Origin of the sequence: Endozoicomonas sp. (genome assembly GCF_965196975.1) — a bacterium.
Classification (GTDB): domain Bacteria; phylum Pseudomonadota; class Gammaproteobacteria; order Pseudomonadales; family Endozoicomonadaceae; genus Endozoicomonas.
Genome location: NZ_OZ239981.1, coordinates 3,011,826 through 3,026,022 on the forward strand (window position 1 = coordinate 3,011,826; position 14,197 = coordinate 3,026,022).

Sequence of the window (14,197 nt, forward strand, 5' to 3'; positions counted from 1 at the left end):
TCTTAAAAGTGATTTTTAACTGATGTACATGAAGGTCAAATCGTAACTATTCAGCACCCTTCATATAAATCTGGAATTTTCTGATTTTTCGACCATCATCTTATACTCAATTTTTCTAACAAATCTCCAGTATGGAACCAGACTTCCCAGCTACTCCGTTTACCGAAGCTCTCCTTAAAGAGAATGAAGAGCTTCGGACCGAGAATGCGCTTTTACGGGAACGTTGCAGCGAACTGGAAGAAAGGGTTAATAAAAACAGTCAAAACAGTAGTAAGCCACCATCGTCAGATGGTTATCAAAAGCCCAGTAAAAAAGGGAGTGATAAAGGTGATACATCTTCCAAAGAAGCCCCCTGCTCCTCACAGGAAACACCGAACCCCAAAAGCCTTAGACCATCTTCAGGCAATAAACCAGGTGGCCAGAAAGGTCATCAAGGCTCTTGTTTGAGACGTGTCGCCTTACCCGATTATGTCAGGCATCTGAAGGTTGAAAAATGTTGCTGTTGCCAGTCTTCGCTTATCGATATTAAACCCACCAAATACATTGAGCGACAGGTTTTTGATCCAGGTAGACCCGGAGAATTTGAAGTTACCGCGTACTGGGCAGACGTTAAAGTATGTCCTTGTGGTAAACGGAACACCGCTGAGTTTCCCCAAGGAGTGAAAGCCGCTGCTCAATACGGAGAAGTGACTCAGGCAATGGCTGTTCATTTAAACCAGTATCACTTCATCCCATATCACCGGGTGTCTGAGTATTTCAATACTATTTATTGCATGAGTGTCAGCGCAGGCTCTGTTGCCAATTTTGTTGCCTATACCCATGAGAACCTGGCCTCTACTGAGCAGAGTATCCGCGATGCTTTACAAGAAAGTCCGGTTGCAGGAGCGGATGAAACTGGCATGCGGGTTGACGGTTCACTGTGGTGGTTACACATTATGCGAGATGACCAATGGACGCTTTACTACCTCTCAGAAAGGCGAGGTTGTGAAGCAATGGATGCAATGGGCATCCTGCTGACTTTTGCAGGCATTCTGGTTCACGATCATTGGAAGTCCTACTTTGCCTATGCGGCAGTGCATGTGCTTTGTAATGCCCATCATCTGAGAGAGCTTCAGGGAGTTGTCGATAGGGATGCGAATAAGCTGGCTCTGCGGCTGATGAAATTGCTTACGCTCTCCTGGCACTTCTGCAAGAAATACAAAGCAGCCGGTCTGACTCAAATGCCTGGTGCAATACAGCTTCGCATTGAGACGATATACGACCAAATCCTTCAAAGGGCTCTCACGAAGGAAACCGCTTATATGGAAAAACAACGACAGGTGCTTGGACGTAAGAAGGTCAGGAATACCAAGGCCTACAACCTGTTCAAAAGGCTTATTGAGTTTAAGGTTGAAACGTTGCGCTTCATGTCGGACTTTTCAATTCCCTTCGATAACAATGGCAGTGAACGTGATGCCAGGATGGCCAAACTTAAGCAGAAGATCTCAGGCTGCTTCAGAAGCGAAGACGGAGGTACCATGTTTACCCGAATCCGAAGCTATTTATCATCTGCTAAAAAGCAGGGGTTGAACATATTTCAGGCGCTTCTTAAAGCGGTTCGAAATTACAACAATACGCCTTTGCTGGGTGCTGAATAGTTACGTCAAATCTAAATTGTTCTGTCATTGAGTGAAAAATGGTGTCACGTATTTCCAGCATAAATCAACACTGAAATTTATGAACACACATCGCCCTTGCCAGCTTCAGGCATAATTTGAATATCAAACAGCAGACGCAGCTCAACTAACCCAAAGACCATATACGTAGTAGCAAACTCCATGATCACTTTGCTCAAACTTACAACAACCTCGCCTGCAGATTCGTCAACCGCCGGTTCGATTTCCGGTTTCGTGCCGCCATGCCCACTGCTTTGGGCTGCCCCACCAGCACCACCATCTTTTTGCCCCGGGTAACACCTGTGTAGAGCAGGTTCCTTTCCAGAAGCGTGAAGTGCTGCATGGCCATGGGGATCACCACACAAGGGTATTCGGAGCCCTGGCTTTTGTGAATGGTCGTGGCATAGGCCAGGGAGACTTCGTCCAGCTCATTGACCGGATACAAAACATCGCGGCCATCAAAATTAATAATCAGCTCACCCTCTTCAATATCAATGCTTTTTACCCGGCCAATGTCGCCATTAAACACGTCTTTGTCGTAGTTATTGACCGTCTGAATCACCTTATCCCCCGGCGCATATGTCCAGCCATAGCGAGTAACCCGTGGATGAGCATCCGGGTTCAGGGCTTCCTGCAACGCCACATTCAAACTTCGAGCGCCTAAACCGCCCCGATTCATGGGGGCCAGCACCTGGATATCATTCAGTGGGTCAAACCCGAATTTCTCTGGTAGTCGTCGGGTGACCACCGACATCAGCTTGGCAAACAGCTCTTCAGGTTCCTCGCCGGTTAAATAGAAAAAGTCGGTCTCCTCCCCTTTTTTCGTGACTTTGGGTACCTGCCCACGGTTAATGGCGTGAGAACCGGTAATAATCTGTGAAGTCGCCGCCTGCCGAAAAATTTCTGTTAATCTTGCCACCGGCACCTTACCCGATTCCATCAGGTCACTGAGAACAGAACCCGGCCCCACCGAAGGCAACTGATCCACATCCCCCACCAGCAACACCGCTGCCGAATCCGGCACGGCCCGCAACAGCTGATTCATCAGCACCACATCCACCATGGAGCACTCATCCACCACCAGAAGATCGGTTTCCAACGGGTTGTCAGCATTTCGTTTGAAATCAAAGGCAGACGGATCAAAATCCAATAACCGGTGAATCGTGGTGGCTTCCTGTCCTGTTGACTCAGAGAGTCGCTTGGCAGCCCTGCCGGTGGGTGCGCACAAGGTGACATCTACTCCCTTAGCAGCAATGATCTTGAGAATGCTGTTCACCACCGTGGTTTTCCCGACACCGGGGCCACCAGTGATGATGCAGAACTTTTTCTGCACGGCCAGTGCAACGGCCTCTTTTTGCGAACCCGACAACGTTATCGCATTCTTTTCTTCCACCCAGGGAATGGCCTTCTCCATCTCAATAGACGACCAGCTTGAGGTACCACTCAATAAACGATTCACATGGTTAGCCACGCCCAGCTCCGCCCGATAGAGCGGGGTCAGAAACAGGCAGGGCACCTCATCAATGATTTCCGGCGTCAGCCGATCCTCGTTTACTTCACACTGGATCGCTTCCTTAATGGTGTCTTCAGGGATTTCCAACAGTTTTACCCCATCCATCACCAATGACTGAAACGGCTGGGCGCAATGGCCATCGCCTGAGCACTCCTGTAACACATGGCGCACCCCGGCCTGAGCGCGAATCAACGAGACCCGGTCAATGCCCAGTTGCATCGCCAGATCATCCGCCGTTTTAAACCCGATCCCGTGAATGTCCAGCGCTAACCGGTAGGGGTTCTCCTGAACTTTGGCCACGGACTCATCGCCGTAAGTTTTATAGATCCGCACCGCTCTTGCCGTGCCAACACCGTGGGATTGCAGGAAAACCATAATTTCCCGAATCACCTTCTGCTCGGACCAGGCCGAAGTGATCTTCTCCCGCCGCTTCTTGCCGATGCCCTCCAGCTCCATCAGCCGTTCCGGGTTCGCTTCAATAATATCGAACACCTGCTCACCAAACGCTTTCACCAATCGTTTGGCAAAGTGTGGACCGATCCCTTTCACCATGCCCGAGCCGAGATACTTTTCAATGCCTTCTAGGGTATTCGGCGTGACGGTTTTAATGTGTTTAACTTTGAATTGCACCCCATGCTTATGGTCGTTAAACCAGATGCCGCTGGCGTCAACAAACTCACCGGGCGTAATGGAGGGTGTACTGCCGGTCATGGTCACCAGCTCCCGCTGCCCTTTACACTTCACCCGAATCACAAAAAAGCCACTGGCTTCGCTGTGAAAGGTGACCCGCTCCACCGAACCCTGCAAGTGGACGACGGGTTGATGATCGGTGTGGCGCGGGCTATGTGCTGGAGTTATATCCATCAGGCACTCAGTTATTTTCTATGGTCGGGGAGAAATTCGTTATCATTGATGATTTTATCAATGCTTTTTAATCAAGCGACAGAATAAAACGGTTATTTTTTCATGCTAACGAGAAGTAGAAGACAATGATCATCGGTTTGGTCTGGCCATTGTTGAGTTTGCGGATAACAGTAATACGTTAAACCGGTTCCAGCTAACCCCATGGGAACCCCTGCTTCTCAGCACCTGCCGCTCAGAAAGGTTACGGCAGATGACGGATGAAAATGTTAGAGCGTGACGGGACGCGACCACAGCAATACAGTAATGATTATTGAACCCATGGCCGGTTTTTCTGTCTGACTGAATGGCTCCATATCCATGGAACGATTTATTGTCCATAATTTCCGCACCCTACTCACTGAATAACGTTCACCGCACCAATGACCCAGCTTAATATTGACCTCAACCATATTTTCACTGCCGCCACCCTGCAAAGGGGGCGGGACTATTTTAAAAAGAATAAAGTCAGCAAGATTGAGCTGGATGATGAGGTTGAAAATGCGCTCTTTGGCCTGGTGAGAGGCAGTGGCCGAAAATCCTATGAGGTGGAGGTTTGCTTCTACGATCGTCCTGATGACCCGGAAGAGGATGCTATTGAGGGTTTCTGTTCCTGCCCGGTAGGCTATAACTGCAAACATACGGTGGCACTTCTGCTATCGGGGGAGCAACGGTTTGGTGCCAGGCGTCTTAATCAAATGCTGGATGACAGCGAAGCCAGTTTACCGCCGTCCTCCACCTCCGCTGCTGAAATCGAAACGATCAGAAAATTGCTAAAGGAACAGTTTGGTAACTATCTTACTGCTGATGCATTAGAAGCCGCGGTTGCCGATTTTTTTGGGAATGAGTATTCCGAAAGCATGGGATCCAAATCCCCAGAACAACTCGCCCAGCAACAGGCCAGAAAGCTGGAAGAGCAGAGAAATAACTGGTTAAGGCGGCTGGACATTGCCGTAAAAAACCGGGAAAGAGACGAAGCACAACAAGAAGAACAAGGCACCAACACCAATATTACCCTCTATGTTCTGGAAGAGAATTCCTATCAGGGTGGAGTGATCGTTCAAATTTGCCTCTCCCGCTATCTGAAAAAAGGCGGTTATGGCAAACCCACCCCCTATAGAGGCGCTTACAACTGTATTCACAACAGCAACTGGCCCGCCAGTATGAACGACAATGACCGCCGTATTCTCAAGCTGGCCTACATCAATAAACGGATTGATGTCTATCAGGGGAAAATCACGCTCGCTGGTGAGGAAGGGCATGAGTTACTGGAAAAAATCATGGCAACCGGTCGCTGTGTGGTGGGGCTTGAGTTGAAACTACCGGTTGTTCGTCAGTCGGCCATCAAGGGTGAAATCCGGTGGCAGTTGGATGAGCAGGGGCTGCAACGTCCTGAGCTGGTCAATGCCAGCAGTGGGCAGCCACTGCTGCTCATTCCTTCAGAGCCAGCCTGTTACCTTCAGCGACACCAGGACCTGTTTCACTGCGGTGACCTGACCGGGCTGCCTGATCCAACCTTGCTGGGACTTCTGCTGGATGCACCACCGCTGGATGAGGCAGGCATTGATATCACCAGCAAAACCCTGAAAGCTGTTTTTCATGACAAGGTGAATGACAAGAACAGCCCTAAAAAGAGCAAAAGCAGCGAAAGCCAGAAGAAAACGAGGATCCCGTTGCCGGAAAAGGTCTCCGTGCTCACGGTAACCCCAAAACCGCAACTGCTGCTGGACAGTATTCCCACCGGCAATAAGAAATCCGATGACCGGCTGGCCCGTGGACGGGTGAGCTTTGATTACAATGGCCAAATAATACCCCTTGGCAGTAACCAGCAATCCCTTAAACCCACCAACGGCAGCCATCAGATCATCCCCCGGCAATCCGGTGCAGAGTATCTTGCGTTGGAACAGTTGCCCGACTTTATTGAACCGGCCCACGTCAGTCATATAGAAACGGTGCGGCAGGTGGCCGGGCTGGATATTCACGACTTGATTACCGGTGTATCCGGTACTCAGTACCGTAACCGCTGGTTACGTTTTATGACCGATGCCCTGCCGGATCTGGAAGCGCAGGGTTGGACCATCGAGATTAATGACAACTTCCCCTTCCAGTTTGAAGCCATCTCGGATGATGACTGGTATGCCGAGCTGGACGAGTCTGAAAACAACTGGTTTAACCTGCGCCTCGGCATCACCATTGATGGCAAATCCATCGACCTGTTGCCGCTGCTCGCTCGCCAGATCAACCAGCTGCCCACACTGGACGATCTGAAAGAGATGCCAGCGGACGCGCTGGTTCCCGTTGCCCTGCCCGGTGGTAAATTCATTCAGCTGCCCGCTGAACGTTTGAGACTGATTGCCGGAACCCTATTGGAACTCTTTGGTGACCGGCCATTAAATGAGTATCAGCTGCAGAATTACCATGCTGAAATCTGGCAGGAACTGTATGACCAGCTCGGCCTGCCCTGGGCCGGTGGTGAAAAGCTGCTGGCATTGAGTAAGAAGTTAAAAGCCTTCAAACGTCTCAAGAGTGCTAAACCGGCCAAAGAGCTGCAGGCGGAACTGCGCAGTTACCAGCAACATGGCCTTTCCTGGCTGCAGTTTCTGCGGGAGTATGGTCTGAACGGGATACTGGCTGACGACATGGGGCTGGGCAAAACCCTGCAAACCCTGGCTCATTTGCAATTGGAGAAAAAACGCCTCGGTGATCAACTACCGCCGAGTATGGTGGTGTGCCCCACCAGCCTGCTCCATAACTGGCAGCAAGAGGCTAAGCGCTTTACGCCAGATTTGAAGGTGCATATTCATCATGGTTCGAGTCGGGACAGCAAGGCAATAAAGGACACCGACCTGGTACTCACCAGCTACGGTGTTATTCAGCGGGATTTTGAACAACTGGCGAAAACCCGCTTCCATCTGCTGGCATTGGACGAAGCGCAGGCGGTGAAGAACCCCAATGCTAAAAGTGCCAAAGCCATTCGCTGTCTGGCGGCGGAACACAAACTCTGCCTGACCGGCACACCCATGGAAAACCACCTGGGCGAACTCTGGACACTGTTCGACTTCCTGATGCCCGGCTTTTTGGGAGCAAGAGACCAGTTTACCCGTTTTTATCGCACTCCCATTGAGCGGCATGGCAATCAACAACAGGCGAAAAAGCTGCAGAAACGGATAGCGCCGTTTATGTTACGCCGCAGTAAAGACCTGGTGGCGAAAGAGCTGCCCGCCAAAACCGAGATTATTCGCACCACGGTGCTGGATGGTAAGCAGCGGGACCTCTACGAAACCATTCGAGCCAGCATGGAAGCCCGGGTCCAAAAAGAAATCGAGAAAAAAGGCCTGGCCCGGTCACAGATTGTAATTCTTGACGCGCTGTTAAAGATGCGACAAGCCTGCTGTGACCCGTCACTGGTTAAACTGGAGCAGGCCGCCGACATTAAAGAGTCGGCCAAGCTCGACCTGTTGATGGATCTTGTCCTGCCCATGGTGGAAGAAGGTCGAAAAATACTCATCTTCTCGCAGTTTACCAGCATGTTGTCGCTTATTGAGACGCGACTGGACAAAGCCAAGATCCCCTGGGTACAACTCACTGGCCAGACCCGCAATCGACAACACCCCATTGACACCTTCCAGAAAGGCGATGCGCCGGTCTTTCTGATTAGCCTTAAAGCCGGTGGAACCGGCCTTAATCTCACCGCCGCTGATACCGTGATACATTATGACCCCTGGTGGAACCCGGCAGCAGAAGATCAGGCCAGCGACCGGGCGCACCGCATCGGTCAAGACAAGCCCGTATTTGTCTACAAACTGGTCACCGAAGGTACGGTGGAGGAAAAAATCCAGGCATTGAAGGAAAAGAAAAAGGCCATTGCCGATGCCATCTACGGTGATGGAACCGGCAAGAAAAAACCGTCCATCACGGCTGAAGATCTCAATGTGCTCTTTGAGCCTTTGAAACAGGCTTAGGAGTTATCAAAAGAGCGGCGATTCCGAACTTCCACCAGCATTAGACCACTTCTAATGATCGGCAGCGGCAAAACAGTATCTCTCGTGTGATGAGTTTTCTCATGACGGAGGCTTGAGTTGTGTGCGATTGAAAATTTTACGTACGGTTATTAGGGTTTGGGTGGCAGTAATGTCATCCTGACTATTCGGAGGGAAGCAGATAAGTCCCCCCCTACAAGTGGAAATTCTCAAATGACAGCCCATTCTGTACTCGAAGATCCCCCCGGCAGATAACTGTTTTTACTGTCTTTCAATACGTAACTAAACCATGTCATTATCGATTGGCTTATGGATCAGGGAGAGTAATAAGGATGACCGCTCAATTCTCCAGCCATCTTACGCTTGATGATGTGTCGTATAAAGTCACCGATGCAGAGCCTTTTCCAATATTTCATCCGAATATGCTGGACATCGACGTATCGCCCATGGGTACCTTTTGCTGGGCTGGCTATCTTGTCACTTATGAATGCAAAGAGGGTCAGCTATTTGCCCGATCAATGAATTTGGGTGTGTTCAAAGATGCACCAACAGTCAATGGTATTGAACCTGACCCACTGCCTGAGTGTGATGACCTGTCGCTGGCGTTGATGTTTGGCCACCGTTACACCGATGTATGGCTGCCTCTTGACTATACAGGCGAAGTGCTTCTTGGGAATGATTGGATTGGCGATCTTGGCCGCGGCCATCACGGCAGCCCTCGATCAGTTGAGTTCAGTGAGATCAAGAAGGTTTTATTCTCAAAAGGCAAAATTCAGCAGATAACGGATGTCTCGGATCAGTATACAGAACAGCGACAAGCCTTGATCGAAGCGGAAGAAGAAAAGCGGGATAAAGCATGGGTTATTGAGGAGCGCAGGCGTCGAAGAATGCGCTTTAAGCGAAAGGTTCTGGGATTTTTTACCAGGAAAAAACAGCCTATGGCTACTCATCGAGATGACTGTTGATGCTTGATTATCATTAGGCCACCTCAAAGCAGCATTTCCGCACAAAGAAAGAGAAAGAAAACAGCACAAGCCTTCAGCCCTGTTGCCATAAGGTTCCAAACCTCAGTCGTTCGTAAAACCGCATGCCACAAGGCGAACAGGTGCTGGCGTAGTGGTTCTACATCAAAACCGTTCAACGAAACTGAAAGACGGCTTTACGAACTCGGAAAAGAATTGTTTGCTGATCTAACTCACCTCAAAAAAAAAGCATTTAATGTACACTCCTGATCCTGGGCAAACTGTTAGCCTCTATCTTCAGTAACAGGTACTGTTGTCACCCACAGGAAATTCAATAAAAGCTGTAGCCCATATGCTCTCTAACAGTCCCAGTACAAAGAGCAAGTTGCCAGGATGACTTGAGTAAAGAGAATTTATTTATACCTATGCAATCCAGAAATTTTCAACCTTTAGCAGCAAGCTGGCCAGAACTATACGAGCATGCTTGCTTCGCAGAACAGTACGCCTATACGGATCCCCATACTTCTATTGTCAAGCTGCGATGCTTTGCCGAGGTATTAGTCGGCAATCTATATCGAGACCTTGAACTGCGCTGTGAAGAGGGTGACAGTTTCTTCGAAAAATTGAAATCTGAGGCTTTTCAAAAACTGGTCGATAGATCAATCCTCAGTAAGTTTCATGCAATCCGTATTCTTGGCAACAAAGCCGCCCACGGCAATAGCGTCACTTCTGATGATGCATTGGCGTTAGTGCGAGAAGCCTATTTAATCGGTAAATGGCTTTATAAAACCTATAGCTTTGATATCAGCGGTGACTACCCTGAGTTTGCAGATCCTGCTCATGCTGATGACGACTATCAAAAGCTGAGTACTGCAAATAACTTTTTGGCAGAACAACTCAACGCAGCAAAAGCAGAACTACAACGACTTGAGGCCTCAGAAAAAGCAGCTCAGCAGCATGCTGAAAGCCTGAAGCAAGTTTTGGATAATTCCAGACATGTAACCTTTAAAAATGCCTCGACCCAGGCAGCCAACTCTTTTGACCTCGAATCAGATAACACCCGTCAGTTGATCAGCATCCATGATGCATTTTCTCAATATACACTCAATACCGGCCAGGCTGAGCTGGTAAACAAGCTTGATCATTTCCTCTCAAGTAAAGAAGATAAGGTATTCCTGCTCAAAGGTTATGCTGGTACTGGTAAAACATTTATCACCAAGGGGCTAACCGAATATTTTCGGGCTATAGGTCGAAACTATGTATTGGCTGCCCCTACCGGTAAAGCATCGAAAGTGATTGCCAATAAGACCCAGTCTCCTGCCTATACTCTTCATAAAACGATCTACTGCTTTAAAGACATTAAAGAATATCGTGAAGATGATCTTGAGGGCTCAGAAACCTATAAACTCTATGCTCAGCTTGCGGTAAATGAGATGTCTGCGGACACTGTGTTTATCATTGACGAAGCCTCAATGGTGTCTGATGTCTACAGTGAAAATGAGTTCTTCCGTTGCGGATCCGGGCATTTACTTCGTGATTTTCTCAAGTACGTAAACCTTGATCATAACGACCATCAGAAGAAAGTCATCTTTATTGGTGATGATGCACAGCTTCCTCCTGTTGGAATGAACTTTTCACCCGCATTGGATAATGGCTACCTCTTCAGGGAGCATAATGTACGTTCTACTGCATTTGAACTCAGAGAGGTGGTCAGGCAGAAGTCAGACAGTGGGGTTATGCGAAACTCCATACAATTGAGAGAATCTTTGGGTAGCGGCTCATTTGGCCAATTAGTGGTGGATCTCAATTATCCTGATCTGCACAAGGTTGAGCATAATGACTTGCTCTCCCAGTATCTGAAATCCTGCCAGGGTAAGATTAATGGTGAATCGATTGTTATTGCCCACTCAAACTCGGATGTAGCCGCTTATAACAAACATATTCGGGAACACTTTTTTCCACATTGCCCTGAAATTACCTCGGGTGACAAAGTGATGGCTGTCAGTAACAGCAACACGTATGGCTTCTTCATCTCGAATGGCGACTTTGGCCTGGTAAAATCAGTTTCTGATACTATTGAGCAGCGAGTGATTACCCTGAAGCGTAAAAATCAGGAAACCGGTAAAACAGAAGAAGTCAACGTACCTTTAAGGTTCAGGCGTATTGATGTTGGGTTTAAGGACCTGGATGGAACTTCACATTTTTTCAATGCCATGATTTTTGAGGACTTGCTTTACAGTGAGCATCCAGGGCTGAGCTCTGATCAGAGCAAAGCGATGTATGTGGATTTTTGCATTCGTAATCGTTATTTGGAGCGTGGAAGTCTGGCATTCAAAGAAGCCCTTAAATCAGACCCCTATTTCAATGCATTACGCCTGAAGTTTGGTTACGCCATCACCTGCCACAAAGCGCAGGGCAGCGAGTGGAACCACGTATTTGTTAAGTGCAAGACACATCAGAGTCAGTTATCAGCTGACTATTTCCGCTGGCTTTACACAGCCATTACCCGTACCGCTGATAAACTCTACCTGCTGGACCCGCCTGATTTCAAAACGGGCAGCACTATGTCGCGGGTGTTTAACTCAGGTATAGAGTTGCTTGCCGGCAATAAACAACCTGCACCCTCCGCTGAAATCAATACGTATCCAACAGGTAAGGAGTCTATAAGCCAGTTTGGAATTCCTGATAGCGCAGCTTTTTTATTGACAATCCTCGAACGAGTGAAAAGTCTCATTGCGGGGCATGCCATTGAAATTGACGATATTATTCATAATCAATATCAAGAAGCGTATGTCTTTAAACGAAAAAATAACTTTGCTCGCATAAACATTACCTATAGTGGCAAGAACAAAGTGACCAATGTTGTTGACGCTCAAACAACTGAGTTAGGCAGTTATGTGGCAGACTTGCTGGCATCGTTAAAGAATAGCGCACTCCCTGTAAAAACAGCTATTCAGCTGCCTTCGTTCCAGTTTGAAAAAGCTTTTTTGAATGATTTCCACCAGCGCCTTTCATTACTGACTGGAGATCATGGGATATCAATTCAGGATGTGACCTCTCATCAATGGAGCCAGCGGTACACCTTCGTTCGTGATAGTGAAGTGGCGATCTTTGATATTTATTACAATGGAAAAGACAGATTTACAAAACCGGTTCCGGTAATCCCCGCCTGCACTCCAGGTTCCCTGGTGATTGATGTAGAAATGTTGCTGATTGAAGGTATGAGTGCATGATTACCAGCAAAGAAGTATTCGAAAAACGCAAGGTCAACCTTGATGAAGCATACCAAATGGCGATGCAACTGGTGAGCACACCGCAACCTGATGACTGGGACTATAAAGCACTTGCTTGGTGCCTGATTGACCTGATCAAGAGGGACAGCGTGTCATCTCAGAGGCAATACTTGGCTCACTATAAACAACAGCTGGAATCCATTTCGATCAACTCGAAGGACAGCATTCTGACCGATCAGCGTAAGTATGCATTGTCTCTGTGTAGCCCTCATATTGACACAATCCGTCAGGCAAAATCCTTGAGCAAGGAAGGCAAGCATTATGAGTCCGCAGACCTTTATAAAAGCATACTTCGTCAGGGGGAAACATCGATAGAGGTTCAGACTTCACTCGCCTGGGAGCTGTACAAGTTAACCAAAGAATTAACTGCCAGCACACCAGTCAACCTCAATCTTGCCAAGCGCTATATCAACGACTACCTGCAATTGAATGTCGAGAAACCTTCGTTGCTTCACACCTGCTTTCTTCAGTTGGCGGCAAAGCTGGCCGCAGGAGAAGGGTTCAATATCGCTGCATTTGTTCGCTTTTGGAACCTTGAATACTTACGTCCTGATGACTACCAACGCCACATCAGTGATGACGGAAAAAGTTACCCGGCACTGGCAGAAAAAGTGATACAGCAGGCAAGTAAGATAGCTGTCAAAACCAACGATTCAGTCGGTTTAGAGTACATCCTACCTTATGTAGACAAAGCTATCTCCCGGTACTCAGACAACATCTGGCTGACGTTTTACAAGGCCAAAATCCTTCTTGCTCTTGGGCGTCAGCTAGAGGCTTTGTCATTCGGCATTACCATCACAAAAGCTAAAGCAAATGACTTTTGGGCCTGGGAGTTACTTGGAGATATAAACCTGACCACAGACTCAGATGCTGCATTCAGCTGTTATTGCAAAGCATTGCATTGTTCTTCAGATATCAATTTCACAACGAAAGTTAAGCTCAAGCTTGCTCACCAATTAATCACCAAACAGCATCTTCCAGCAGCAAAGCTTGAAATACAACAAGTCATTGAGTTCAAAGAAAAGATTGGGCAGAAGACACCAGCAGGATTTAACGAAGTCATTAATCAAAGCTGGTATGAAGGTATAATTCCTGCAGAATCCAATCAGTCTTTGTATGTGGCTAACTCGAAAAAAGCAGAGGAACTACTGCATAGCCAACTTCCATGGGTTCATGTGAACCTAGGTGCAAAATATACTGTACCGGGGAAAGAGAATAAACCCAAGCGTAAGCTCTATCTTGGGCTGGATACATCTTCAGTGCCATTGGAAGTCAGTGTACCAGAGTCAAAGTTCTCATTTGACAGACTGCAGCCGGGTGCAGCTTTAAAAGTTAAAGGTGAGCCTGATCACAATAAGGTATTTCAAATCTTTGTTATTGAAAACAGGAATACTGACGCTGCCTGGGACGTTTTTTCAGAAAAAGTGGGCGTAGTAGACCATGTAAACCGATCTAAAAATCTTATTCATTTTATCGTCGACAGAAGTTGCGATGGCATCATCCCTTGCTCAGAAATTCCGGAATCATTTGAGGAAGGCGATGCAATAGCTCTTAAATTGTCAAGATATTCTACAAAACAGGGAGTAAGACACCGAGTTCTATCTGCACGAAAAACAGAAGACACACCTGAAAAATCTGTGATGCGCAAATTCTCTAGTACCGTTGATGTCAGTGGCGGTATGGGGTTTACCTCTGATGATATTTTTATCCCTCCTCCGTTGATCACAAAACACTCCATTGAGGACGGAGACCAAGTCTCTGGGACAGCAATATTGAGTTACAATAAGAAACGCAGTACGTGGGGCTGGAAAGCCATCAAGGTTTGTCAGCAGATGGCAATATCATGACGCTCCTTTAAGAAAACCGAAGTCGTGAGAAACCGGGGCGGATTTTG

General features: G+C 47.8%; 6 protein-coding genes. 5 read left to right on the plus strand and 1 reads right to left on the minus strand.

The features are described from left to right. Positions 1-131 precede the first annotated feature (131 nt). A complete protein-coding gene (gene tnpC / locus ACOCLE_RS13640; protein ID WP_419532963.1) occupies positions 132-1,637 on the plus strand; it encodes an IS66 family transposase in 1,506 nt (501 codons plus the stop codon). Between the two features lie 199 nt (positions 1,638-1,836). Here the strand turns inward: tnpC and ACOCLE_RS13645 are convergent, their stop codons facing one another. Beyond that, entirely contained in the window at positions 1,837-4,032 is a 2,196-nt protein-coding gene (locus ACOCLE_RS13645; protein WP_419537140.1) for an ATP-dependent RecD-like DNA helicase, read from the minus strand. Between the two features lie 419 nt (positions 4,033-4,451). Between ACOCLE_RS13645 and ACOCLE_RS13650 the strand changes: the two genes are divergently transcribed. The 4 genes from ACOCLE_RS13650 to ACOCLE_RS13665 all read left to right on the plus strand — a co-directional run bounded on the left by ACOCLE_RS13650 (position 4,452) and on the right by ACOCLE_RS13665 (position 14,150). After that, positions 4,452-8,030, plus strand: a complete 3,579-nt coding sequence (locus ACOCLE_RS13650) for an SNF2-related protein (RefSeq protein ID WP_419537141.1) — start codon at positions 4,452-4,454, stop codon at positions 8,028-8,030. A 350-nt stretch (positions 8,031-8,380) separates the two neighbouring features. Next, a complete protein-coding gene (locus tag ACOCLE_RS13655) occupies positions 8,381-9,013 on the plus strand; it encodes a hypothetical protein (protein ID WP_419532921.1) in 633 nt (210 codons plus the stop codon). 422 nt (positions 9,014-9,435) lie between these two features. Continuing rightward, complete coding sequence (locus ACOCLE_RS13660) at positions 9,436-12,243, plus strand: AAA family ATPase (protein ID WP_419532922.1); 2,808 nt, start codon at positions 9,436-9,438, stop codon at positions 12,241-12,243. Further along, complete coding sequence (locus ACOCLE_RS13665) at positions 12,240-14,150, plus strand: tetratricopeptide repeat protein (protein ID WP_419532923.1); 1,911 nt, start codon at positions 12,240-12,242, stop codon at positions 14,148-14,150. Before ACOCLE_RS13660 ends, ACOCLE_RS13665 begins: the two co-directional genes overlap by 4 nt. Positions 14,151-14,197: the final 47 nt, after the last annotated feature.

Excerpts from the sequence above, each read along its gene's own strand:
- tnpC (WP_419532963.1), top strand. The coding sequence starts at position 132 with ATGGAACCAGACTTCCCAGCTACTCCGTTTACCGAAGCTCTCCTTAAA.
- ACOCLE_RS13645 (WP_419537140.1), bottom strand. The coding sequence starts at position 4,032 with ATGGATATAACTCCAGCACATAGCCCGCGCCACACCGATCATCAACCC.
- ACOCLE_RS13650 (WP_419537141.1), top strand. The coding sequence starts at position 4,452 with ATGACCCAGCTTAATATTGACCTCAACCATATTTTCACTGCCGCCACC.
- ACOCLE_RS13655 (WP_419532921.1), top strand. The coding sequence starts at position 8,381 with ATGACCGCTCAATTCTCCAGCCATCTTACGCTTGATGATGTGTCGTAT.
- ACOCLE_RS13660 (WP_419532922.1), top strand. The coding sequence starts at position 9,436 with ATGCAATCCAGAAATTTTCAACCTTTAGCAGCAAGCTGGCCAGAACTA.
- ACOCLE_RS13665 (WP_419532923.1), top strand. The coding sequence starts at position 12,240 with ATGATTACCAGCAAAGAAGTATTCGAAAAACGCAAGGTCAACCTTGAT.